Origin of the sequence: Spirabiliibacterium pneumoniae, assembly GCF_014884995.1 — a bacterium.
Classification (GTDB): domain Bacteria; phylum Pseudomonadota; class Gammaproteobacteria; order Enterobacterales; family Pasteurellaceae; genus Spirabiliibacterium; species Spirabiliibacterium pneumoniae.
This window is the reverse complement of record NZ_JABMII010000002.1, coordinates 1-23,440: the sequence shown is the minus strand read 5'-3', so window position 1 is coordinate 23,440 and position 23,440 is coordinate 1. Positions and strand designations below refer to the sequence as shown.

Sequence of the window (23,440 nt, the reverse complement as noted above, 5' to 3'; positions counted from 1 at the left end):
CATGCATAAAGAATTATCAGAAAACAAACAATCAAAAAAAACATGGTGGTTGAATCTTGGTGCTTTACTTACTGCATTATCAATGATTTTTATTTATGAATCATTGGATAATATGCGTTTTTTTAATAGCTTTGATATTCACATACCAAGAATTGTTTTGTATGTTGCATGTTTTTGTTTATCTTATTTGTTATTTTATTATATAAGAAATATAGGTTCTGTTTCTATTAAAGTTATTCTTTGTTTTTCTATTCCTGTTTTAATAATTATTGTTCCATATATTTTAATTTATTCTAATTCTTTTAAATCAAATTCTTCTAATGATAATTATGATATTTTTTATTATAGTAAGATTTTTAATAATCCCAGATTTAATAAAATAGAAAATCAAAAAAAATATTCAAATGGAATAATTGAGTATAGAAAAGATGAATTTAATAATATTGATTTGATTAAGTCAATATCAATAGGTGAGAATATCTCGAAAGAATATAATTCAAAATTGGCAATGGTTATTGAGGTTTACCTGCTAGAAAATAACAGTGTTGGCGGTAATGTTCAGTTCTATTTATTATCTCCTAGAATTGGAAATGATATGTGTGAAAAAGGGAAGGATTGCCTGATTGAATACAAATACGACAATGATAAAGTTGAATTGCTAAGATGCAGATCTAATGATATATACAGTTCATATAATAAATACGCGAAATTATCACTAAAGGATGATGTTCATTCTTATATTGGAGTTATATGTGATTCCAATAAAGAAAATGAACATTTTTTTGAGGTTGGTAGCACAAAAAAATATCTTCATATAAAATTTGAAAATAGTAATCTTGATAGTGGTAAAATGAGATTCAAGTTTAATATGGGGAAAAAAGATTAAAATATCAGATTTGATAAAGGTTGATATATGATAAATCTAAAACAGATTGATGATGTTATTGACAAGCTTGAGTCAATATCAAAAGAAAAGGGGAATCCGTTTGATAGGATTGGGGCAACAAAAGCATTATTAAGCACAGTTGAAAATCCCAGCGTTTACAGTAGCGTTATTTATGAAGCCAACAAGTTAGTTGGCTTTTTATTTGCCAGCGCAACAGTAAATCCTTTCACTGGTGAATTGGTGGCTCAAGAAATTATCAGTTATATACCTGATGAATTTCAGGATAAAGAATTAGAGTTCTTTCATGAGTGGGCTAAAGAGAAGAAAGCAAAGAAAGCAATCTTCTTAAATGAAATAGATGTTAAGCGACCTGATGGATATAAGGCGGTTGAAACAGTCTATGTGAAGGAGTTATAAGATGGGTACAGTAACAGTTCAAAACTTCCCTGACATTCAAGATCCAGTGCAGACAGCGTGGATTAATGGCCTTTCAAATCATCGTGAAAATGTGATGGCCAACGGTGATAAATGGCAAGAAATCTTGAATAAAAAGTATGAAGAAGAAAAGAAAGCATACATTGAAGCGCTGAAGATGCACTATGAAGATCAAGAGAAGTGGAGATTGATTCAGAATGGTATTGCGCTATTACAACAGGCAGCCGCTTTTGCTTTTGCAGAAAAGCAACGCGAAGCAGCAAAAGAAGCGCAAGAACATCAAAACGAAGTATGGCGCACAGAGAAAGAATGGGCGCAGCGTTATCAAGATTTATGGTTTAACAAATACAGGCCTATCGAAGAAGCCTTTCTTGAAAAGCACAATAACAAACCTGAGTATGAGCCGCAATATGATACTGTTCAGGCGAGAGCTTTAACACATGTAAGAAGAGAGTTCTCAGTTGCTAGAGAAAGGGTTAGAAAGTGCATTGATCCTAGATGTGTTGGCTATTCGTGCTCAACATTAAAATCACTTGCGATAGCCGAAGCACAAAGTGCGGTTGGCGCAATTGAGAAAGGGTATAGGGCTGAAGAAGCACGCAAGAATACAATGGATGCTCAGCATGACGAAATTATGTATAAGCTCATTCAGCTTGGAAGAGGTTTAGCGAGCGATAGTCTTGGTGCATTAAATGGCGCTGCACAGGCCGCAGTTAATGCAGCGACGTATAAGCCTTATGCTGGATATGAAGCGGCGGTAGGCAATACGACAGGGTATTGGATGGGGTATGCCGCTAATCGTGCGGAATCAGCAAGACAAAGCGGTTCGATTTTACAAAGACAGATGAATAACTACATGAACATGGGTTACACAGGCAATGTGGGCACACAAACCTACGTTAATCCGCAATATGCACCAAACGTGACAGGGGGTTTATAATGGCTTTAAAAGATTTTTTTGATGGCGCTGAGAATGGAATCAATACTTATTATAAAGTTAATAAGGCGGCTAAAGAGCTTGCGGCGGCTGATTTAATTAACAATGGGCTTGAACAAGAGTATGCGAACAAAATGGCATTAAACAATCAAGCACTACGATCTCAGGCAAGCGCCTATGATTTGGCAACATTGAATAATCAGAACGCAATTGATAAGCAAAAGTTAGCCAAAGAAATCTTTGATAATTCAAGACAGCTTCAGTTAAACACTGGATTGAATAATGTTGGTAATGATTACACAGGCTCACTTACAGAGCAAATTAATCAGGGCGCTAGATATACAGCAGCTGATCAAAATAGAGATCTTATCAATAAAACCTACGCAGATACGATTAAAGCTGGTGCATTGCAAGGCCAGCAAACATTAGATAGCTATCAGGTTCACGATCAATCAATTAATTTAGCTAAGGAATCATTGAATAATCCTAATGCTTGGCAAGATTGGCTGAACTCAGGCGACCCAATAAAAATGAGAACAGCAACTGAATGGATGCAAAAAACACAACAGCAGAAAGACAAAACGATGAACGCCGCTTTGCTTAATGCAGAATATGGTGTTCAAAAAGATAAGTCATTTACCGACGGTTTTGCTGCGTTTAATCAGCGATTTGTGAACATAAATAGTGATCGTGATGTGCTTTACGATACGCAAACAGGAAAGATTATTCCGCGCAATCAAGCGATCGCAGCGGTGTTCGGCGCAGCTACAGGGGATTATTTCAAATTGATGTCATCACCTAATGCAACAGAGGTGATGACATTAACTGGCGGAACACAGGTTGATATTCCTCGGGCAATGTTGCGTTTTGGCTTTAGAAAAGGAACGGATGGGAATTTTTACGATGCCAATGGTCATTTAGTCACGCAAGAAACATTTAATCGAGCGTTAGCGCAAATTCGTAAGGAAAGTGGGCTTAGTATTCAATATGATTATAAGCCAGTTGATCCAGCAGGGAATGCAGCACAAGCAGTGATTAACCATACATACGGTTTTTTTAAATAGTCGGGGTAAACAATGGGCGCAAATGAAACAAGGGCAGCAGTAGCACAAGTTGAAAATCAAGCTGGAATATCAAACGGAACACTACAAGGTATCTATGAGCATACAACTGGCTGGCGAGAAGGCCAGTCAGCGTTACCAAAGTGGAGGAGGGAGGGTATTGGCAGCAAGGCTGATGAAATAGCTGAATCAGCTTTAAGACTTCAACAAAAAGCAATGGAGTTTAATGGAATAACTCCGCTTGCCATTGATGCATATCTAAGAGGTGATAAAGCAACAAGGGAATCACTTAAAACGGGTGTGTTCCCTGAGAAAGCCGTTGAAGATATGTATGGTGTTTTAAAGCGCTCAGAAAAATATGGTGGAGAGAAACTAACAGATCAAGATATTGCAGAAATGCAAAGTATCTTTGGCGTATCTCCAAAGTCACTTGATAAGTATGAAAGAGCTAAGCCGCCTAAAATCGAAGGTGAACAATCTCAACAGCCAGCGCAGCAGCAAGGGTTATTATTCAATCCTAATGCACAATTAATGAAAGGCGCAGATGGAAGATTTATGACTGATGATCCGCTTCTCAATACAATTATGCACATTGAGAGTAAAGGTGATCCAACAGCAGTATCTTCAACTGGTGCGAAAGGCCTATTTCAATTCACAAGCGACACAGGCTCAGATTATGGTCTTGTAGATAAAAAGCGTGGCATTGATAAGCGCTTCGACCCTAACGCTAACTTTGAAGCAATGAAGCGCCTTACCGCTAATAATATTAAAGGACTGCAACGTAATGGTATTCCAGTAACGCCAAGCACCGTTTACATGGCGCATCAACAAGGGTTGGGCGGTACTATTGCAATATACAAAGCAGCGATGACTGGCAAGCCAGTATCAAAAGAATTGAGATACAGAATGGATGTGAATGGTGGCAAGGGATTATCTGCAAAAGAGTTTGTTGCTAAGTGGGAGAATAAAGTTAATTCTTTAGCTGGTGATATTGGTGAGCAGCAAAATACCGCATTGGCAAGTAACGAATCGCAAGTTGCAATTCCTGATGTTGGAATGAATAACAATGTGGGCAGTAACGTTCCTGATACTCAGTTGAATAATGAACAAGGAAGTAATGATAAGCTTGAAGGTGGATTTGAAATTGCTAAGCCTGAGCAATATATGGCTGAAGAAGTGCAGCCTCAAGTTGATTGGAAGGCGCTTGCTAAGAGAGCATTTTTAGATAAGACTTTCACAATCAAGACGCCTGAATCTGTCAGCAAGGCAATTAAAGGTGTGTTGGGTTCAGCGATGGTTTAGTGTGTCAAATTTGTGTCATAGATTGGCACAACATGGCACAATCAGACTAAAAAATAATCAATTGTTAAAGTTGATCAGCTTCGTAAGTCATTGAAATAATTGATTGTTGTGTTTTTATATTGGGTTGAGCTATTAGACTCATAATCGATTGGTCACAGGTTCAAGCCCTGTTGGGGCCACCATTTTATCTTTTAGTATCAATGTGTTTCTAATTTTTTCCAGCCACTCATTTCTTCAAGTGTAAGTTGAGGTATTTCTGTTTGAAAATGTGAGTAGGTTTAAAAATGTAAAGAAGACAGATACAAAAAAGCCCCTTATTTGGGGCTTTTTTGATGATAACCGCACTTTTGATATTTACTAAGCGAGTAAGAATTTACGCAGGGCGACAAAGTCATTGTCCATTTCGCAGCTCAACAAGGGGAGTTTGTTGTGTTTGTCAAGTGCGTCGGGTAATGGCAAGTCCAGCGATAAAATGCGGTCAACGCTTTCTTTGAATTTCGCAGGGTGCGCGGTGCACAGGAAAATGCCCGTTTCACCTTCATGCAGATCTTCCCGCAGCACTTGGTAGGCGATGGCGCCATGTGGCTCGCACACATAACCCAGTGCGTGCATATCACAAAGTGCGGTTTCGGTTTGAGCATCGCTTTTGGCACTTGAGTGCAGCTCGTTTAATGCCCATTGGTTGCGTTTGAATAGCTCTTCCACCCGTGGCCAGTTGTTTGGTCGGCTCACGTCCATGGCGTTAGATAATGTTGCCACCGTTGGGTTTGGCGCCCAGTTGCCGCTTTGCAAATAGCGCGGCACGGTGTCGTTGGCGTTGGTGGAGGCGATAAAGCGTTTGATTGGTAAGCCAAGCGTTTTGGCGATTAACCCCGCGGTGAGGTTGCCAAAATTGCCACTTGGCACGCTTACCACGACATCGTGGCGTTTATCGGCTGGCAGTTGGGCATAGGCCTCGAAGTAGTAGCACACTTGCGCAAGCAGGCGGCTAATGTTGATGGAATTGGCGGAGTTTAGCCCGATCGCTTCACGCAACTCGTGATCATCGAAAGCCTGTTTAACCAGCGCTTGGCAGTCGTCGAAGTCGCCATTGATGGCCACGGTGCGGATATTATCGCCGAGGGTGCAAAAGAGCTTTTCTTGCAGTGGGCTGATTTTGCCTTTGGGATACAAAATCACTACATCAATATTTTCAAGCCCGTGGAAGGCGTGTGCAACCGCTGCACCAGTGTCACCAGAGGTGGCAGTTAAAATGGTAATTTTGCCGTCTTTGCGCACCGCAGCCAATGTGCGCGCCATAAAACGCCCACCGAAATCTTTAAACGCGAGCGTTGGACCGTGGAACAATTCCAAAGCATAAATATCATTGCTCACCTGAACTAAGGGCGCAGGGAAATTAAACGCTTGTGCGATGATGTCATCGAGTGTTTCACGCGGCAGTTCGTTGCCAATCAGCGCGCTTAAGATGCGTTGGCTGCGTTCAACTAAAGGCAGCGCGAGCAACTCGTCGATATTATCAAAGTGCGGTAATGTTTGTGGGAAGAACAAGCCTTGATCTTTACCCAAACCTTGTTGCACAGCTTGTGCAAAACTGACTTGTTCATCGGGGTGTTTAATATTATATAATTTCATAGTTTTCCTTAATCGATTACCCGTGCGCCTTGCATATCGAGCTGGCAAATATGCACGAAACCTTCATTATTTTGTAGATATTCTTTTTCCAAAAATTGGCTTACTTTAGTGGCGGTGAGCAGATCAGGAGTGATGGCGAACATCGTCGGGCCAGAGCCTGAAATGCCACTGGCGAGCGCGCCTAAATCACGGCAACCTTGTTTCACAAAGGCATAGTTCGGTAGCAATTGCTCGCGATATGGCTCAGCGATGACATCTTTCATCATCATGGCAGCCAAGTTTTCTTGCCCCGTGTGGCAGGCGTGAACAAAGCTGCCGAGATAGCGCCCGTGGTCAATCACATCTTGGCGGCTATAACTTTTTGGCAAGATGGCGCGTGCCTCGGCGGTGGACACCTCAATGCCAGGGTAGGCGAGTACCCAATACCAATGCTCAAAGAACGGTAAACTTTGGCTGATATTGCCAAGGGATTGCACCATCAGTTGAATTCCGCCCAAAAAGCACGGTGCGACGTTGTCGTAATGCACCGAGCCTGAAATGCGTCCTTCAAGCTCGCCCATCAGTTCCAAAAGCTCCATTTTTGAAAATGGTCGCTGGTGGAATTCGTTTAACGCCACCAATGCCGCCACAATCGAACATGCGCTTGAGCCAAGGCCAGAGCCAATAGGCATATTTTTTTCCAGCGTTAAACGCAGTGATCGCACTTTACGATTTTGCAGTGCCAAGCGCTCACTAAATAAGACATACGCTTGATAAACAATATTTTTTTGTGGCTCTTTAGGCAGCTTGCGCACAAAGTAACCCGCACTTTCAAGCTCAAAACCACTGGAGACTTCCTCAATTTGCACCACATCACCGAGCAATGAGCCGTCGATCGGTGAAACGGCAGCGCCGAGGGTATCAAACCCGACGCTGACATTGGCACTGGAGGCTGGCGCGTAAACTCGTAGCATTAATTTGCGCCTCCATTTTGTACGGTACGTAGAATGTCGGCGAAAATCCCTGCCGCAGTCACATCGTTACCCGCACCATAGCCACGCAATAGCAGTGGGATTGGGTTGTAATAGCGCGAATAAAACGCCAGCGCATTTTCGCCGTTTTTCACTTTATAAAGCGGGTCGTCGCCGTCGACTGCCACAATCGAAACTTTACATTTGCCGTCTTCAAGGCGCCCAACATAGCGTAGTACTTGCCCTTTTTCTTGCGCTGACCGCACTTTTTCGGCAAACGCCTCATCAAGCTGTGGTAATTTTTGCAGAAAGCCTTCAACGCTTTCCTCAGCGGCAAAGCCCTCAGGCAGCACACCTTGCACTTCAATGTCGTCAAGCTCCATGTTTAGCCCGCATTCACGCGCCAAAATCAGCAGCTTGCGTGCCACATCGCTGCCAGAAAGATCATCACGTGGATCCGGCTCAGTATAACCTTTTTCTTTCGCCAGTTGGGTGGCTTGTGAAAGTGTCATGCCTTCTTCTAATTTGCCGAAAATGAATGACAAAGAGCCAGATAAAATGCCATCAAAGCGTTGAATTTCATCGCCAGCGGCAATCAATTTTTGCAAATTATCAATAACAGGTAAGCCTGCGCCCACGTTAGTGTCATACATAAATTGGCGATGGTTGCGCGCTGCGACATCTCGTAACTGTTGATAATACGCCATATCAGCCGTATTCGCTTTCTTATTCGGGGTTACCACATGAAAGCCGCTGGCGAGCAGATCAGCGTAAGCGTTGGCAATTTCTTGGTTCGAAGTACAATCCACAAACACAGGGTTTACTAAATGGTTTTCTTTAATAAATTGCATTAAATGTGTAAGTGACAGTCTTTCTTGGGCTTGTTCAAGCTGCTCACGCCAGTTGGTAAGATTTAGCGGTTTTGAGCTTAACAGCAGCTTTTGTGAGTTAGCTAATGCATACACATTCATCGCAATATTTTTTTGCTCAAGATAGGCTTGTTGGCGCTCAATTTGGTCAACTAACTCCCCCCCGACACCGCCTGTGCCCACAATAAAAACATCCAGTTCGCGGTATTGTGAAAATAATGCGCGGTGTGTTGCACGCACAGCTTGTACAGATTTTGCTAATGGTACAACTACTGAGATAGAACGCTCAGATGAGCCTTGGGCAATGGCAACAATATTGATATTGGCTTTAGCCAGCGCGGTGAAAAAGCGTGCAGCAATGCCCTTGGCTTTTTTCATACCATCGCCCACCACGGAGATGATAGATAAATCGCTGATAATGTCCAACGGCTCAAGTTTTTTGTTGGACAATTCTTCGGCAAATTCTGTTTCAAGTGCGGTTTTGGCTTGGCTTTCAAGTTTGCTTGGTACACAAAAGCTAATGCTGTATTCCGATGAAGATTGCGTGATCAAAATCACCGAAATACCTGCTTTTGACATAGTGGAGAAAACTCGCGCCGCCATGCCTACCATGCCCTGCATGCCAGGGCCTGAAATATTGAACATGGAAACATTATCAAGATTGGTAATGCCTTTCACTTGTAAAAAATCAGATTTCACATCATTGTTGATGTAGGTGCCTGGTGCTTGCGGGTTGCCTGTGTTTTTAATCACGCACGGAATGCTTGTGCGAACCAGCGGCCCGATAGTGCGCGGATGAATGACTTTCGCACCAAAATAAGCCAGTTCCATTGCCTCTTGATAGCTTAAGCTGTCGAGTAATCGTGCATCAGGTACAAGACGTGGATCACAGGTGAAAACACCGTCCACATCGGTCCAGATTTCACAAAAATCGGCATCTAGACACGCCGCTAGCACGGCCGCGGAGTAATCTGAGCCATTGCGTCCTAATAGCACCAATTCTCCCGCCTCGTTGCGCGCGGTAAAGCCAGCCATTAGCACGATATGATCTTTTGGAATAGATGGCGCATCGACCAATGCTTTAGATTGGCTGATGCTGACAGAGGATTCAAGATACGACCCTTGCGCAACCAATTTTTCCGCAGGATTAATTTGTGTCACTTGGTAGCCTTTAGCCTCAAACCACGCACGCATCATCGCAATCGAGAGCTTTTCACCGCGGCATAAAATGGTGGCATTGATGCTGTCGGGGCAAGCGCGCTGTTGGGCAATATTGTCTAACACGCTGTGTAATTGTTGGAATTCGGTGTCGATGGTATTGAAAAGTGCGGTTTTGTCGAGTTTAGGATTGGCGTCATGTAGGCCGTTGATGATAACGTGGAAGATATGTTTTGCGCTCTGGAAGTCGTCTTCAAAATTCTGCCCCTGACAGGCTTTTTCTACTAGTGCCACCAAAAAGTTTGTGATCTTAGCTGGTGCTGAGAGCACTCCAGCAGCCTGATCGGCTAAATGTGCCTTTTCGATCAGCCCTGCCGCTTGTAAAAACCGTTCAGGGTTGGCGAGAGATGTCCCACCAAATTTAAGCACTCGCATAAGTCTACTCCTTAATCATTTGTTATTTTCAATTTATCAAATCATAAAAAAACCCGCACTGGGCTGGTGCGGGTTTTGCTAAATTTTATCAATGCTAGCCCGCCACCTGGGAGATGGTCATCATAATAATGGTGGTAGGCATGAACATTTTTTGCATAACGGTTCTAATTGTGTTTTCGATGGTATAGGTTTACAAAATTCTCCCATTCTTGTCAACCAAAAAATGATGATACGTTTTAAATTTTTTATCTTATTTGTTTTGCAATGAATATTTTGTAATGAGCAAGGCTGAAATGACAAAATTTATGTCATTTTGGATGACAATTCGTGAACAACTCGTTATGCTTGATCCCTTTAACAAAACTATCTCTTTAGTATGATGTCAATCAGCGAAAATATCGCCCACATTCAAGGGCAAATCTCGCAGGCCTGCATTCAAGCGAACCGCACTTTAGAAACGGTCAAGCTGCTGGCAGTGAGTAAAACAAAACCTGTTGAGGCTATTTTGGAAGCCGTGCGAGCGGGGCTGCAGGCTTTTGGTGAAAATTACGTGCAAGAAGGTGTTGAGAAAATTACATATTTTCAACATCAAGGCATCGCGTTGGAATGGCATTTTATCGGGCCGTTGCAGTCGAATAAAACGCGTCTGGTAGCTGAGCATTTTGATTGGGTGGAAAGCGTTGAGCGCGAAAAAATTGCGCAGCGTTTAAGTGAACAGCGCCCTGCCGGTATGGCGCCGTTGAATGTGCTTATTCAAGTTAATATCAGTCAAGAGACTTCAAAATCAGGCGTTGCCTATGATGAGGTCATCGCGCTTGCCCAGCGGATCGCCACGCTGGATAATCTTGCTCTGCGTGGGCTGATGGCCATTCCTGCCCCTCAGCACTCGCGTGAAGCCTTTGCGAAAATGCAAACGTTGTTTGTTGCATTGCAACAAGCACTGCCTGAATGCAATATCGACACCCTATCGATGGGTATGAGTGATGATATGGCACAGGCGATTGAATACGGCTCAACCGAAGTACGCATTGGCACAGCCATTTTTGGTGCTCGCCAATACAATAAAAACTAGGAGTTATTCAATGTTTGGCTTTGATCCAACCATTATTACTTTTGTAGTCTACATTCTTGGTATGCTGCTTATAGGCGTGCTAGCGTATCGTTACACGCAAAATTTATCGGATTATATTCTTGGCGGGCGCAAGCTCGGTGGCTTTGTCACGGGTATGTCGGCAGGTGCGTCAGATATGTCGGGCTGGCTGCTAATGGGGCTTCCTGGCGCCGTTTATGCTGCTGGCCTTGTTAAAGCATGGATTGCCATCGGCTTAACGCTTGGAGCGTATCTTAACTGGTATTTCGTGTCGGGCAGATTGCGTATTTTCACCGAATGTTATGACAACGCATTAACGCTGCCTGAGTATTTTCAAGCGCGCTTTGGTGCTCAGCACAAATGGCTTAAAATCATCGCAGCCAGCACCATTTTAGTGTTTTTCACCATCTACTGTGCCTCAGGCGTGGTAGCAGGCGCTCGTTTATTTGAAAATCTGTTCGACACCCCCTATGCCACCGCACTTTGGTATGGTGCGCTGGCCACCATTGCCTATACCTTTATTGGTGGCTTCTTAGCCGTGAGTTGGACAGACACCGTGCAGGCCACCTTGATGGTGCTGGCATTAATTATCACGCCCGTGATTGTACTGTTCAGTATTGGCGGCGCGGAAAAATTGCCTGAAGTCATTGCGCGAGCGGGGGCGGCCAGTAGCAAAGATTTCACTGATATGCTAACGGACACCTCACTGATTGGGCTGTTAAGCCTTTCAGCGTGGGGCTTGGGCTATTTTGGTCAGCCGCATATTCTCGCCCGCTTTATGGCAGCCGACAGCGTTAAATCACTCACCAGCGCGCGGCGCATCGGCATTGCGTGGATGATCTTCTGCTTGATTGGTGCGGTGGCGATAGGCTTTTTTGGCATTGCTTATTTTTATGTTAACCCAAGTGAGGCGCAGGTGGTGGATGCCAATAGCGAGCAGATTTTTATCGAATTGGCGCGTAATTTATTTAACCCGTGGATTGCAGGCATCTTGCTCTCCGCCATTTTAGCGGCAGTGATGAGTACACTCAGTTGCCAGCTGCTGATCAGCTCGAGTGCCATCACGGAAGATTTCTACCGCGGTTTTATTCGCCCTAATGCCAGTGAAAAAGAATTGGTATGGCTTGGGCGCGTAATGGTGCTCTTGATTGCCGTTATTGCCATTGTGATTGCCCATGACCCCAATAGCCAAGTGCTTAGCCTCGTTGAGCATGCTTGGGCAGGCTTTGGCTGCGCCTTTGGGCCAATTGTTTTGTTTTCCCTCTTTTGGAAACGCACCAACGCCAGTGGTGCCATGGCAGGCATGCTCACTGGCGCTTTTATCGTGATTTTCTGGAAAGTGATTTTCCCAGACAGCCAAATTTATGAAATGATCCCAGGCTTTATTGGCTCTAGCGTTGCGATCATTCTGATTTCCCTGCTCACAGCCAAACCAGACGACACGATTGAAAAACGCTACCAACGCGCCAAATCGCGTTACAGCGCCAGTCTATAATAGCTAAAGTGCGGTGAGATTATTGACCGCACTTCTCTTTATTTTTAATAAAACTAAAAACAGTTACAAAAAGCTTGATCAATATTTATCTGCAACTATAATTGGTATTAAACAGTGGATAAAGTGAGATATGAGTAAAGCGGAAAAATTATTATTGAAGCTTGTGCAAGCGCGCAGCACATTTGTTTGGACAGATTTAGTGACATTGCTCACTCAGCTGGGGTATGAGAAAAAAGAGATGGCGGGCTCACGCGTGCGCTTTTATCACCCTAAAACAACACATTTAATTTTGTTGCATAAACCGCATCCTGAAAATTACATTAAAGGCGGTGCGTTAAAATCAGTTAAAGAATCACTCAAGCAGGAAAACTACCTATGAAAATGATGCAATATAAAAACTACGTGGGCACGATTGAGCCTGATTTGGACAATGGCATGCTGTTTGGCAAATTAGCCAATATTCGTGATTTGGTCACCTATGAGGCCACCACCTTATCGCAGCTGAAAAAAGAATTTGAGCAATCAGTAGAGCAGTACTTAGCCGATTGCAAAGAATTAGGCAAAACGCCGGATAAACCGTTTAAAGGTGTGTTCAATGTCCGCATTGGTGAAGAGCTGCACCGCAAAGCGGCGATGGCAGCCATGAGCAATGGCGAACAAACACTCAACGCTTTTGTGATTGAAGCGATTAAAGATAAAGTCGAGCGCGTAGAGCACCGTTAAGCGAAAAACGAGTTAGGATTAAGTTAGGGTATAAAATAAATGGTGCGGATGGTGGGACTCGAACCCACACACCTCTCGGCTCTAAAACCTGAATCTAGCGCGTCTACCAGTTTCGCCACATCCGCAGTTGTAAAAATAATGGCTGGGGTACTAGGATTCGAACCTAGGAATGCTGAGATCAAAACCCAGTGCCTTACCGCTTGGCGATACCCCAGTTGAATTGGAATATTTAAAAAGGATGGCTGGGGTACTAGGATTCGAACCTAGGAATGCTGAGATCAAAACCCAGTGCCTTACCGCTTGGCGATACCCCACCTGTTGAATTCAATGAGTGTCAATGGTGCGGGAAGAGGGACTTGAACCCACACACCTCTCGGCGCCAGAACCTAAATCTGGTGCGTCTACCAATTTCGCCATTCCCGCGTATTTGGTGGCTATGACGGGATTCGAACCTGTGACCCCAACATTATGAGTGTTGTGCTCTAACCAACTGAGCTACATAGCCAAAAACGCTTGAACATCTCATCGTTTTGCGTGCGCCATTATGCTAAGTTAGGCGCACTTCGTCAACCTCTTTTTATGAAAAAGTTCAAATTTTTATTTATTCGGATACAGATTAACCAGTTTAAAATGATTTCTGCCCAAGGGCAACACTTTTTGCACAAAATGTGTTCGTATTTTGCACAATGCTATTTTAGTGCCTTAAAGTGCGGTTTGCTGCATGCGTTTGATTTCATCCGCTTCCAAATTGGTGAAATATTTCACTGTTTTCACTTTCAGCTCTTGCGTGGCGGGTTCATCGCACACAATAATCGCTTTGGCGTGCATTTGCAGCGCGCTGATAGTCCATAAGTGATTAACTGCGCCCTCCACGCCCGCTTGCAGCGCCAGCGCCTTGCTATAGCCTGTCACTAAAATCATCACCTCTTCGGCGTCCATCAAGGTTTGTACGCCAATAGTCAACGCATATTTCGGCACTTTATTGATGTCATTACCAAAAAAGCGAGAATTGGCGATTAAGGTGTCTTCATTGAGGGTTTTAATCCGCGTGCGAGAGCTTAAAGATGAACCAGGTTCATTAAAGGCAATATGCCCATCGCTGCCCACGCCGCCCATAAACAGATGAATTTTGCCATAGGCGCGGATTTTTTCTTCATACAAACGGCACTCGGTGATGTGGTCAGGGTTATTGCCGTTGAGAATGTTCACATTTTCTTTCGGAATATCAATATGGCTGAAAAAATTCTTCCACATAAAGGTGTGATAACTTTCAGGGTGATCGTCAGGTAAGCCGACATATTCATCCATATTGAATGTTACCACATTTTTAAAACTCACTTTGCCTTGTTGATACAGCTTTATTAACGCCTCGTAGGTTTTCAGCGGTGTACCGCCAGTGGGTAAGCCCAGCACAAACGGCCGCTCTGGTGTTGGGGCAAACGCATTGATTTTATTAACAATATAATCCGCAGACCAGCGGCAAACTTGCTCTGCGGTTTGCAAAGGTAATAGGCGCATAAATCTTCTCCAATAAATTGATAACTGTTGGTTAGTTAAGCATTTTTGCCTCATAAAAACAAGCTACTCCACAGGCAAAATATAGATATTGTGATTTAGCGCAAGGTGCAACCGCACTTTGGCTTTTTACGCACACAAAAAAGCCACCTCAAAGGTGGCTCTTTTTGATGTTTGTGTTATTAAATAACAGCAACATCAATCGCAGCTGGGCCGCGTTGAGAATCTTGTACGTTGAATTCAACTTTATCGCCTTCTTCTAAAGTGCGGTAGTTGTTGCCCAAAATGCCAGAGAAATGAACGAAAAGATCCTTGCTGCCATCAGCAGGAGTGATGAAGCCGAAACCTTTAGTAGAGTTGAACCATTTTACTGAACCAGTTAATTTAGACATAGTGTCTTCCTTCTTTTATAAAATTAATTTTTGCTTTCAAAGCACGTTGCTAATACGAGAATTTAATGGAGAATGGTATTAAAGGACTTTCAAAAAACAAAAATGTGAAAAGGAAGTACTAAATATCGAACTTTTATATAAACTGTTGTCTAGCTGGGATGCATTAGAACACGCCTATTAAAATAAAGCAACACATTTCGCATTTTATTTTTGCATTTAAAATCTGCCTTTTCTACAATACGCCCAAAATAGGAGGATTTATGACAGGCAATATCGACAAACTCGCCTTAATTGTGCTCAACAATCGCAAGCTGCTCGTCACCCGCTCACATAATAAAACGGCTTATTACCTGCCAGGTGGCAAGCGAGAGGCGGGCGAAAGAGATGCTCAAGCACTCGTTCGCGAAGTGAAAGAAGAGCTTAACGTGACCCTTGATGAGGCAAGCCTACGCTTTGTGGATCGCTTTTCTGCACAAGCCGATGGCAAACCTGAAGGCGTGATGGTGGTGATGAGCTGTTATCAAGGGGAGTATACAGGCGAGTTGCAAGCCAGTAACGAGATTGCTGAGCTTGTCTGGATTACTTCCGTCGATTTAGCTAAATGCTCTAAAGCCGCCACCTTAGTGGTGGAGTATCTTCACCAAAAACAATTGATAGATTAAAGTGCGGTTTCGCGTCATCGACTATCGCCATTAAGCGCACTTTACGCTAAACTAACGATACTTTTTTTATGTTGGACAGATTATGACTATCGGGCGTATTCATTCTTTTGAATCCTGTGGCACAGTGGACGGGCCAGGGATTCGTTTTATTCTTTTTATGCAAGGCTGCTTGATGCGTTGCAAATATTGCCACAACCGCGACACGTGGGACTTAGACGGCGGGCGTGAAATCACCGTTGAAGAACTGATGAAAGAGGTGGTGACCTACCGCCACTTTATGAATGCATCAGGCGGTGGTGTGACAGCCTCGGGCGGCGAAGCCATTTTGCAAGCTGCTTTCGTGCGTGACTGGTTTCGTGCGTGTAAAGAGCTGGGCATTCACACCTGCCTTGATACCAACGGCTTTGTGCGCCGTTATGATGCGGTGATCGACGAGCTGTTGGACGTGACAGATTTAGTGCTGCTGGATTTAAAACAACTCGACGACACCATTCACCACAACTTGATCGGCGTGCCGAACAAACGCACGCTGGAGTTTGCGCGTTATTTGCAAAAACGCAATCAAAAAACGTGGATCCGCTATGTGGTGGTGCCAGGCTACACCGATGATGATCATTCGGTGACGCTGCTCGGTGAGTTTATCAAAGATATGCAGAACATTGAGAAGGTAGAGCTTCTGCCATATCACCGACTTGGTCAGCATAAGTGGGAGGCGATGGGCGAGAAGTATGAGCTGGAAGACGTGCAGCCACCAAGCAAGGAGACAATGGATCATATTCAATCCATTTTATTGCGTTATCATAATAATGTAACGTATTGATGTCAGTTAAACCGCACTTTAGTATTAAAGTGCGGTTTACAATCACGCTGATATATTAACGACGGAACATATTTCCCATCGCACCCATACCGCCCATCATCCCTTTCATGCCCCGCATCATTTTCGCCATGCCGCCTTTGCGCATTTTTTTCATCATGCGCTGCATTTCAGTAAATTGTTTCAGCATTTTGTTGAGATCTTGCACCTGTGTGCCAGAACCAGCGGCAATACGACGCTTACGAGAACCTTTGATGATCTCTGGTTTTTGTCGCTCTTTGAACGTCATCGAATTGATCATCGCCTCCATCTTATGGAACATTTTATCGTCCATTTGCCCTTTGACGTGATCCGGTAAATTTTTCGCCCCTGGCAGTTTTTCTAGCATACTCATCATGCCGCCCATATTGCGCATTTGGATGAGCTGTTCACGAAAATCTTCAAGAGTGAAATCATCACCTTTTTTGAACTTCTGTGCCATTTTTTCAGCTTTTTCGTGATCTACATTACGCTGAATATCTTCAATTAAAGACAACACATCGCCCATGCCCAAAATGCGTGAAGCCACGCGGTCTGGGTGGAATGGCTCAAGGGCGTCGGTTTTTTCACCCACCCCTAAAAATTTAATTGGTTTGCCTGTGATTTGGCGAATGGAAAGCGCCGCACCGCCGCGTGCATCACCATCCACTTTGGTTAAAATCACCCCTGTCAGAGGCAAGGCTTCGTTAAAGGCTTTGGCGGTGTTGGCGGCGTCTTGCCCCGTCATGGCATCCACAGTGAACAGCGTTTCTACGGGGTTGAGTGCGCAGTGTACAGCTTTGATCTCATCCATCATTTCGCTGTCAACGTGCAATCGGCCTGCGGTGTCGACAATCAAGACATCGTAGAATTTAAGTTTTGCTTCAGCCAGCGCACTTTGTGCAATCTCAATCGGGTTTTGGCTGGTAAGGGATGGGTAAAAATCCACCCCAACGCTCTGGGCTAAGGTTTCTAGCTGTTTAATCGCAGCAGGTCGATACACGTCGGCGGAAACGACCAACACCTTTTTCTTGTGTCGTTCACGCAGGAATTTGGCCAGTTTACCCACGCTGGTGGTTTTACCCGCCCCTTGTAGGCCTGCCATTAAAATCACCGCTGGCGGCTGAGTAGCAAGATTGAGACTTTCGTTAACTTCGCCCATGGCTTGCTCAAGCTCGGCTTGAACAATTTTGACGAACTCTTGGCCTGGGGTGAGACTTTTGTTGACCTCAACGCCAATAGCGCGTTCTTTCACTTTGCTGATAAATTCGCGCACAACTGGCAGTGCCACGTCGGCTTCGAGCAGTGCCATGCGCACTTCACGCAAGGTGTCTTTGATATTGTCTTCTGTTAAACGCCCGCGGCCTGTGATATTACGTAGCGTTTTGGAAAGGCGATCAGATAAATTTTCAAACATAAACGTCCTTGTACCGCACTTTGCGGTTTTTATCATTGAATGGGGTGATTATACCGAATTTCCGCATTTTTTCATCTTTGAATCGGCATTTAGCTAGCAATTTCCCGTGAAAGCTGCTACTTTTTGCGGAAAAAGAATTAAAAATGCCGTAAAATAAAGCACAATCTCGAAATTAATGGATAGATCCAAGGTATGATGTTTTTCGCCAGTTTAGCCATAATTGCGTATCTTGTGTGTACGCTGTCGCTGTTGCCACAGTTGCTGCATGCGCAAACGCAAGGTAGCGAGTCGCGCCCTAAGCGTGGTCGTTTTGTCTTGATTTCAGCCCTTGCTTTGATTCTCCACGGCGTGTTTATCTATCAGTTGTTTTCCCACGGCCAGCCGCCATTTAACTTCACTTTGCTCAACATTCTTAATTTAATGGCGCTGTTGGTGGTGTTGTTAATGACTATGGCATTGTCGCATCTCAACACCTTATGGTTTTTGTTGCCAGTGGTGTATAGTATAGCGATGTTGAGCATTTTGGCAGGCGCGCTGATCCCAGGCCATGTGGTGGCGTATTTTAACGATAACACCGCACTTTTAACCCATATTACGCTCGCCTTGGTGTCTTATGCAGTGTGTTTTATCGCCACATTATTTGCTTTTCAGCTTAGTTGGCTGGATTATAAACTCAAGCGCAAAAAAATTGTTTTTTCGCCGATGATCCCATCTATTATGAGTGTGCAGCGGCAGTTTTTCAAACTGTTAGCCGTAGGTGAAATGCTACTCACATTAGCGCTGCTCAGTGGCGCTATTTCGCTGCATAATTTTTTCGCGCCAGAGCAAATCCAAAAAGCGACTTTCTCATTTTTGGCGTGGATTGTTTTCGGCTTGTTGCTGATTGGCCATCAAAAACTCCATTGGCGCGGAAAGAGGGTGCTAATTTACACAATTTCAGGTATGATTCTTCTCACGGTTGCCTATTTTGGCAGCAGAACATTTTTAACACTTTAAAGTTAGGGTAAAGTGCGGTCGGTTCAAACCGCACTTTGCAGTTGATTTACCAACACAAGGAACACATTTTTGGACAGTATCCCCACGAGTACACTGTTTATCGCATTAGTTATTCTTCTTTTTTGTTCAGCCTACTTCTCAGGCTCAGAAACAGGGTTACTCTCAATCAACCGCCACCGCATGCGCTTTATGGCAGAACAAGGTCACCGCGGCGCACAAAAGGCAGAAAAACTCCTCAAACGCACCGATACCTTGCTCGGGCTTGTGCTGATTTTTAACAATCTTGTCAATATTCTCGCCTCCGCCATCGCCACCATTTTAGGCATGCGTCTCTATGGCGATGCAGGTGTTGCGATCGCAACGGGGCTGTTGACCTTTTTTATGCTGGTGTTTTCTGAAATTTTGCCGAAAACGCTGGCCGCAATGCACCCTGAGCGGGTAGGCTTTACCAGCAGCCATTTTCTCTCACTGTTGCTGAAAATTTCGCTGCCGCTGGTGTTACTGATTAACGCCTTCACCAACGGGCTGATTCGCCTGTTTGGCATCAAAGTGGGGCAGAAAGTGCAAACCATTAGCCAAGATGAATTGCGCAGCATTGTGCATGAATCGGGTAAATTTATTCCCTCCGCTCACCAACAGATGTTGCTGTCCATTCTAGATCTTGAGCAGGTGACAGTCGATGACATCATGGTGCCGCGCAACGACATTGGTGGAATTGATGTGGAAGACGATTGGCGCGCGATTATGCGCCAGCTTAACCACTCCGCCCATAGCCGTATTGTGCTTTATAAAGGTAATATGGACGAAAATGTGATCGGCATGCTGCGTGTGCGAGAGGCATATCGTCTGATGCTAGATAAAAACGAATTTAATAAAGAGATCTTGATCCGCGCCGCTGATGAGATCTATTTTATCCCTGAAGGCACGCCGCTGAATACCCAATTACTCAACTTTAAAAATAATAAAGAGCGCATTGGTTTGGTTGTTGATGAGTATGGCGACATCAAAGGGTTGGTGACACTGGAAGACATTTTAGAGGAGATCGTCGGTGAATTTACCACATCGATGACCCCCTCCATTGAAGAAGAAGTCACCGAGCAATCGGATGGTTCGGTGTTGATTGAAGGGCAGGCCAACATTCGCGATCTGAATAAACTCTTCGGCTGGGGGCTTTCTACTGAAGGTCCTCGCACGTTTAACGGACTGATTTTGGAGCATTTAGAAGAAATCCCACCTGTGGGCGAGGTATGCCAAATTGAGGGCTTGCTGGTGACCATTGTTGAGGTGGGAGATAATATGGTCAAACTCGCCAAAGTTGTGCGTAAATCAGTTCCACCAAAAGATAAAAAAAGTTGAAAAAAGTGCGGTTAAAAATCAACCGCACTTTGTGATTAGAAATCCCTTGTGATCACTAAGTTGATATTTTTCTCGGTGTACGAATACAGCGTTGGTAGATTGCTGCGCTGTTTCTTCCAACTTAGCTGCACTTTGGGTGTAAAGCCTTGCCATTGCCAATCTCGTTTCCACACGGTGAGATTGGCGTTGTAAAAGGTGTCTGACCGCACTTTGCCCAGTGGCAGAATGCCGCCGAGCTTGGCAGGCGCTTTGTAATCGCGCTTGGCAACGGAAACGCCCAAGCGCGTGGCAATATTCCACGGCCATTCTTGCCCAATGCCAACGCGCAGTGTTTTGGTGTCATTCGACAACCTACGAGTGGCGGTTTTTTCACGGTTGAAATCCACGCCCGTGTAGAGATAGGTTTTCGCGCCTGCCAGCCACAGCAGCGTGGCGGAGCCGAGTTGGTTAAACCCGTTGAGTTCAGGGTTGTCAGGATAATGTGCTTTGGCGTATTCGCCCGCCAGTGAGAGCTGCCAGCGGTCGCTCAGCCAACGGTTCCACTCCGCGCGCACGCCCACACTGCGCTGATAACGGCTGCCCGCCACCCAGCGCCATTCGGCAAAGGGCAATAGGCGCACGGATTGCACCGCACTTTTATGCGCCAGCCCCACTAAAGTGCGGTTAAGCACATCGTTGTAGTCTTTGTTATCCCAATAATATTTGCCGAACAGATTATTCTCAAAGGCGAGATAATTATGCCCACGCAGGTTCCAATCCTTAGCAAGATTGAAAGAATACGCCAGCCCGTGCGCCGATTGCGGCAGCATATCGTCGTTTTTGATAAAGCCGCTGTTCTCAATCCGTCGCTCGCTGCTGGTGTTGTTGACATTGTGGGTGCGTAAATAGTTGGCATTGGCACTGATTTGCCAACGCTCACGGTTATCCAACGCACGCAGATAGTGGTTAATCAAGGCGTGAATTTCCGCAGGTGGGTTAAAAGTGCGGGCTTGCTCAAATGCCGCACGTGCCGCGTTATTTTGCTGGCTTTCAAAAAGTGCGGTTGCCAGTTCAATGCGCACAGGGTTAAGCTGCGCATTGCGCTCCAGAATGTCTTCAAATTTCGACACTGCCTCATCAAACTCCCCACGGGATTTTGCCATTGCCCCTTGGGCAAACAGCACCAAAATCGGGTCGTGCGAACCAAACATGCGGTAAACAGGCAGCACCCGTTCTACCACATTGTAACGGCGCTGAGCAATCGCTAAATTCAGCACTCGCTCACACAACGGCAAATTGTGCGCCAATTCATCGAGTGAAAACGCCAACTGCCCCGCAGCACGCGAACGCACCACCGCCTGCTCGGGTGCCACGGGCTTCGCCACTTGTGTGACCGCCTCCGGCTTAAACGCCGGGCTAACCGCCACAGCCGAGAGCGGCAATAAAACTAAAACAGATAATTTTTTCATAACGATTTTGTAAAACAGGCCCTTCAGGCGTTACTGTTTGTTACCTGTAAATATGTCAGAGAGAGGAACGTTTGAAGTTCCTGTTATTCCCATAGTTGGCCCGCCCATAAATTTGCCTGTTGATTCAGATTCATTTTGGACATTACCGATAAATGTTGTTCCGCTCCCTACGCGCCCAACGACTTTATGAGCTTGTGGACCGATAAATAAACCTTGATATGAGCCTGATTCATTTATTGTTTTTAAGTCTTTTTTGTAGAAGTCGACTTCACCTTTGAAGCTGAGAACGTCATTGTCAGTATTAATTGGAGTTTCTCTTAGTACGACTTTACCAAAATAAGTGTTTTGATTTTTGAGTACTTCATTGTCTTTTGGAGTAACTTGACCATGGATAGTTTTTTTATCAAAATTAGCCTTTAATACAAAGTCATAAAACACCTCCCAATTTCGTTGTAAGCCAGGCGAAGTGTGTACATCATAAGTCACTTCACCTTTTGTTTTTAACGTATCTAGAGCTTTAGCAGGTGTAGCATCACCACCATAGAGTATGACTGATTTTTTAAAATCATCATAGAACACTTCGGCAATATAAGCATTATCTTCATGGTAACGGTAAGTTGTATAAATTTTTTTACTGCCATTTTCTTGTGTGGCATAATTTTTGAAAGCACCAGTATCATCACTTAAAAATAGAAAATCACGCAAATCACCGTCGGCAGTTTTAGTTGGTAATGTGCTAAAATTTTCAGCATTTGCATTATTTCTGAAACGAGTGAAAAAAATAAAATCTTTGGTGCGCTCTAGTTCTCTGCGAATTTCAGAAGGCACTTTACTTTCCCATTTTTTCGCATCAGCGAGAGCATTTTTCAGTGCTTCTTCTTTTTGCTGGGCTTGTTTTTCTAATTCAGTCAGTTGGGCTTGCAGTACTTTTGCTTTAGTTTGTGCGTCGGTGAGTGCTTTTTCTGCTTCGGCTTTGTTTTTTTCGGCTTGTTGTAATTTATCTTCAGCCACTTTCACTGCTTGAATTTTGTCAGCTTCTACACTTAGCTGTGCGGCTTTTGCTTGTTCAGCAGCTTGTTTTGCTAAAAGTGCGGTTTGTTCGGCACTTTCTTTAGCTTTCTGTGCGGCATCAGCTTGTGCTTTGGCGTCTTGTGCTTGTTTTTTCGCTGCGTTTGCTTGTGCTTGGGCTTGCTTTGCTTTTTCTTCAGCCGTTTTCACTGCTTGAATTTTGTCAGCTTCAGCACTTAGCTGTGCGGCTTTTGCTTGTTCAGCAGCTTGTTTTGCTAAAAGTGCGGTTTGTTCGGCTTTTTCTCTTGCTTTCAGTGCTGCGCTTGCGGCAGCTTCGGCATTTTGAGCTCTTTCTTGTGCGGCTTTAAGTACATCTTTTGTTTGTTGCACTTTTGTTTCAAGAGCTTTGAGATGCTTTGCTTTTTCGGTATTCTCTTGGGTTTGTGAAGCCTTTACTTTCGTTAGCTCTGCTTGCGCATTTTGGGCGTCTTGTTCTGCTTTTTTCTGAATTTGTTTAGTTTTATCAACTTCTTTTTCAGCTCGAGCTAGGGCAGTGTTAGCTTGTTCGTTTTTCTGTTTGGCTTGTGCAAGATCTTTTTGTGCTTGAGAAAGTTTTTCTTGAGTATGTTGCGCAGCTTTTTGAGTTTCTTTTAATTGTTCTAAGAGTGTTTTTTCTGTTTTATCTAACCCATTATTTGATGAGCTACTGCCACCACCACTCGAGCCACAGGCGACAGCACCGAGGGAGATGAGGATAGCCAATGCAGTTGTTTTGAATGTTGGTTTCATTTTTTGTGTCCTTTACGTTAGGTTTAACAGAAAATTTTGTGTGGTGTTT

General features: G+C 44.3%; 21 protein-coding genes and 5 tRNA genes. 13 read left to right on the top strand and 13 right to left on the bottom strand.

Features of this window, described 5'->3' with window-relative positions:
* Position 1: 1 nt before the first annotated feature.
* The 5 genes from HPC38_RS01380 to HPC38_RS01360 are packed head-to-tail and all read left to right on the top strand — an operon-like array spanning position 2 to position 4,621.
* Positions 2 to 886, top strand: coding sequence for a hypothetical protein (locus tag HPC38_RS01380; protein ID WP_208119496.1), 885 nt, complete (start codon positions 2 to 4; stop codon positions 884 to 886).
* A 27-nt stretch (positions 887 to 913) separates the two neighbouring features.
* Positions 914 to 1,303 (top strand): hypothetical protein, encoded by a 390-nt coding sequence (locus tag HPC38_RS01375; protein WP_208119495.1) that lies wholly within the window; start codon positions 914 to 916, stop codon positions 1,301 to 1,303.
* A 1-nt stretch (position 1,304) separates the two neighbouring features.
* Positions 1,305 to 2,261 (top strand): hypothetical protein, encoded by a 957-nt coding sequence (locus tag HPC38_RS01370; protein WP_208119494.1) that lies wholly within the window; start codon positions 1,305 to 1,307, stop codon positions 2,259 to 2,261.
* Positions 2,261 to 3,322: a hypothetical protein gene (locus HPC38_RS01365; RefSeq protein WP_208119493.1), complete on the top strand. Its 1,062-nt coding sequence runs from the start codon at positions 2,261 to 2,263 to the stop codon at positions 3,320 to 3,322. Before HPC38_RS01370 ends, HPC38_RS01365 begins: the two co-directional genes overlap by 1 nt.
* Before the next feature lie 12 nt (positions 3,323 to 3,334).
* Positions 3,335 to 4,621: a transglycosylase SLT domain-containing protein gene (locus HPC38_RS01360; protein WP_208119492.1), complete on the top strand. Its 1,287-nt coding sequence runs from the start codon at positions 3,335 to 3,337 to the stop codon at positions 4,619 to 4,621.
* 357 nt (positions 4,622 to 4,978) lie between these two features.
* Here HPC38_RS01360 and thrC read toward each other — a convergent pair whose 3' ends face one another.
* The 3 genes from thrC to thrA are packed head-to-tail and all read right to left on the bottom strand — an operon-like array spanning position 4,979 to position 9,665.
* On the bottom strand, positions 4,979 to 6,253 hold the full coding sequence (thrC, locus tag HPC38_RS01355; protein ID WP_208119491.1) for a threonine synthase: 1,275 nt from the start codon (positions 6,251 to 6,253) through the stop codon (positions 4,979 to 4,981).
* Positions 6,254 to 6,261: 8 nt separating this feature from the next.
* The gene (gene thrB / locus HPC38_RS01350) at positions 6,262 to 7,206 is read right to left on the bottom strand and encodes a homoserine kinase (RefSeq protein ID WP_208119490.1); all 945 of its coding nucleotides are present in this window, start codon (positions 7,204 to 7,206) and stop codon (positions 6,262 to 6,264) included.
* A complete protein-coding gene (gene thrA / locus HPC38_RS01345) occupies positions 7,206 to 9,665 on the bottom strand; it encodes a bifunctional aspartate kinase/homoserine dehydrogenase I (RefSeq protein ID WP_208119489.1) in 2,460 nt (819 codons plus the stop codon). The genes thrB and thrA overlap by 1 nt, the downstream gene beginning before the upstream one ends.
* Before the next feature lie 379 nt (positions 9,666 to 10,044).
* Here thrA and HPC38_RS01340 point away from each other — a divergent pair, with 379 nt between their 5' ends.
* The 4 genes from HPC38_RS01340 (at position 10,045) to HPC38_RS01325 (ending at position 12,973) form a co-directional block, all read left to right on the top strand.
* Entirely contained in the window at positions 10,045 to 10,737 is a 693-nt protein-coding gene (locus tag HPC38_RS01340) for a YggS family pyridoxal phosphate-dependent enzyme (RefSeq protein ID WP_208119507.1), read from the top strand.
* A 10-nt stretch (positions 10,738 to 10,747) separates the two neighbouring features.
* A complete protein-coding gene (putP, locus tag HPC38_RS01335; protein ID WP_208119488.1) occupies positions 10,748 to 12,250 on the top strand; it encodes a sodium/proline symporter PutP in 1,503 nt (500 codons plus the stop codon).
* 130 nt (positions 12,251 to 12,380) lie between these two features.
* The gene (locus HPC38_RS01330; protein ID WP_208119487.1) at positions 12,381 to 12,629 is read left to right on the top strand and encodes a type II toxin-antitoxin system HicA family toxin; all 249 of its coding nucleotides are present in this window, start codon (positions 12,381 to 12,383) and stop codon (positions 12,627 to 12,629) included.
* Positions 12,626 to 12,973, top strand: a complete 348-nt coding sequence (locus HPC38_RS01325) for a type II toxin-antitoxin system HicB family antitoxin (protein WP_208119486.1) — start codon at positions 12,626 to 12,628, stop codon at positions 12,971 to 12,973. The genes HPC38_RS01330 and HPC38_RS01325 overlap by 4 nt, the downstream gene beginning before the upstream one ends.
* A 40-nt stretch (positions 12,974 to 13,013) precedes the next feature.
* Here the strand turns inward: HPC38_RS01325 and HPC38_RS01320 are convergent.
* The 7 genes from HPC38_RS01320 to cspE all read right to left on the bottom strand — a co-directional run bounded on the left by HPC38_RS01320 (position 13,014) and on the right by cspE (position 14,880).
* Positions 13,014 to 13,098: transfer RNA gene (locus tag HPC38_RS01320), tRNA-Leu, on the bottom strand.
* 14 nt (positions 13,099 to 13,112) lie between these two features.
* Positions 13,113 to 13,187, bottom strand: a tRNA-Gln gene (locus HPC38_RS01315).
* 25 nt (positions 13,188 to 13,212) lie between these two features.
* A tRNA-Gln gene (locus HPC38_RS01310) sits at positions 13,213 to 13,287 on the bottom strand.
* A 24-nt stretch (positions 13,288 to 13,311) separates the two neighbouring features.
* Positions 13,312 to 13,396, bottom strand: a tRNA-Leu gene (locus HPC38_RS01305).
* 5 nt (positions 13,397 to 13,401) lie between these two features.
* Positions 13,402 to 13,478 (bottom strand) — tRNA-Met (locus HPC38_RS01300).
* Between the two features lie 197 nt (positions 13,479 to 13,675).
* Positions 13,676 to 14,491, bottom strand: coding sequence for a glucosamine-6-phosphate deaminase (nagB, locus tag HPC38_RS01295; protein ID WP_208119485.1), 816 nt, complete (start codon positions 14,489 to 14,491; stop codon positions 13,676 to 13,678).
* Positions 14,492 to 14,670: 179 nt separating this feature from the next.
* A complete protein-coding gene (gene cspE / locus HPC38_RS01290; protein ID WP_208119484.1) occupies positions 14,671 to 14,880 on the bottom strand; it encodes a transcription antiterminator/RNA stability regulator CspE in 210 nt (69 codons plus the stop codon).
* Between the two features lie 260 nt (positions 14,881 to 15,140).
* Here cspE and HPC38_RS01285 point away from each other — a divergent pair, with 260 nt between their 5' ends.
* Positions 15,141 to 15,542: an NUDIX hydrolase gene (locus HPC38_RS01285; RefSeq protein WP_208119483.1), complete on the top strand. Its 402-nt coding sequence runs from the start codon at positions 15,141 to 15,143 to the stop codon at positions 15,540 to 15,542.
* 79 nt (positions 15,543 to 15,621) lie between these two features.
* Positions 15,622 to 16,362, top strand: a complete 741-nt coding sequence (gene pflA / locus HPC38_RS01280; RefSeq protein ID WP_208119506.1) for a pyruvate formate lyase 1-activating protein — start codon at positions 15,622 to 15,624, stop codon at positions 16,360 to 16,362.
* Between the two features lie 55 nt (positions 16,363 to 16,417).
* Here pflA and ffh read toward each other — a convergent pair whose 3' ends face one another.
* Positions 16,418 to 17,794, bottom strand: coding sequence for a signal recognition particle protein (gene ffh / locus HPC38_RS01275; RefSeq protein WP_208119482.1), 1,377 nt, complete (start codon positions 17,792 to 17,794; stop codon positions 16,418 to 16,420).
* A 192-nt stretch (positions 17,795 to 17,986) separates the two neighbouring features.
* Here ffh and HPC38_RS01270 point away from each other — a divergent pair, with 192 nt between their 5' ends.
* Together HPC38_RS01270 and HPC38_RS01265 are read left to right on the top strand one after the other, a co-directional pair.
* On the top strand, positions 17,987 to 18,790 hold the full coding sequence (locus tag HPC38_RS01270) for a cytochrome C assembly family protein (protein WP_208119481.1): 804 nt from the start codon (positions 17,987 to 17,989) through the stop codon (positions 18,788 to 18,790).
* A gap of 69 nt (positions 18,791 to 18,859) precedes the next feature.
* Positions 18,860 to 20,146 carry an HlyC/CorC family transporter gene (locus tag HPC38_RS01265; RefSeq protein ID WP_208119480.1) on the top strand — a complete coding sequence of 429 codons (1,287 nt, stop codon included), beginning with the start codon at positions 18,860 to 18,862 and terminating at the stop codon, positions 20,144 to 20,146.
* Between the two features lie 35 nt (positions 20,147 to 20,181).
* On the opposite strand, the gene HPC38_RS01260 is transcribed toward HPC38_RS01265, so the two are convergent.
* Together HPC38_RS01260 and HPC38_RS01255 are read right to left on the bottom strand one after the other, a co-directional pair.
* Positions 20,182 to 21,594 carry a surface lipoprotein assembly modifier gene (locus HPC38_RS01260; protein ID WP_208119479.1) on the bottom strand — a complete coding sequence of 471 codons (1,413 nt, stop codon included), beginning with the start codon at positions 21,592 to 21,594 and terminating at the stop codon, positions 20,182 to 20,184.
* 30 nt (positions 21,595 to 21,624) lie between these two features.
* A complete protein-coding gene (locus HPC38_RS01255) occupies positions 21,625 to 23,391 on the bottom strand; it encodes a coiled-coil domain-containing protein (RefSeq protein WP_208119478.1) in 1,767 nt (588 codons plus the stop codon).
* Positions 23,392 to 23,440: the final 49 nt, after the last annotated feature.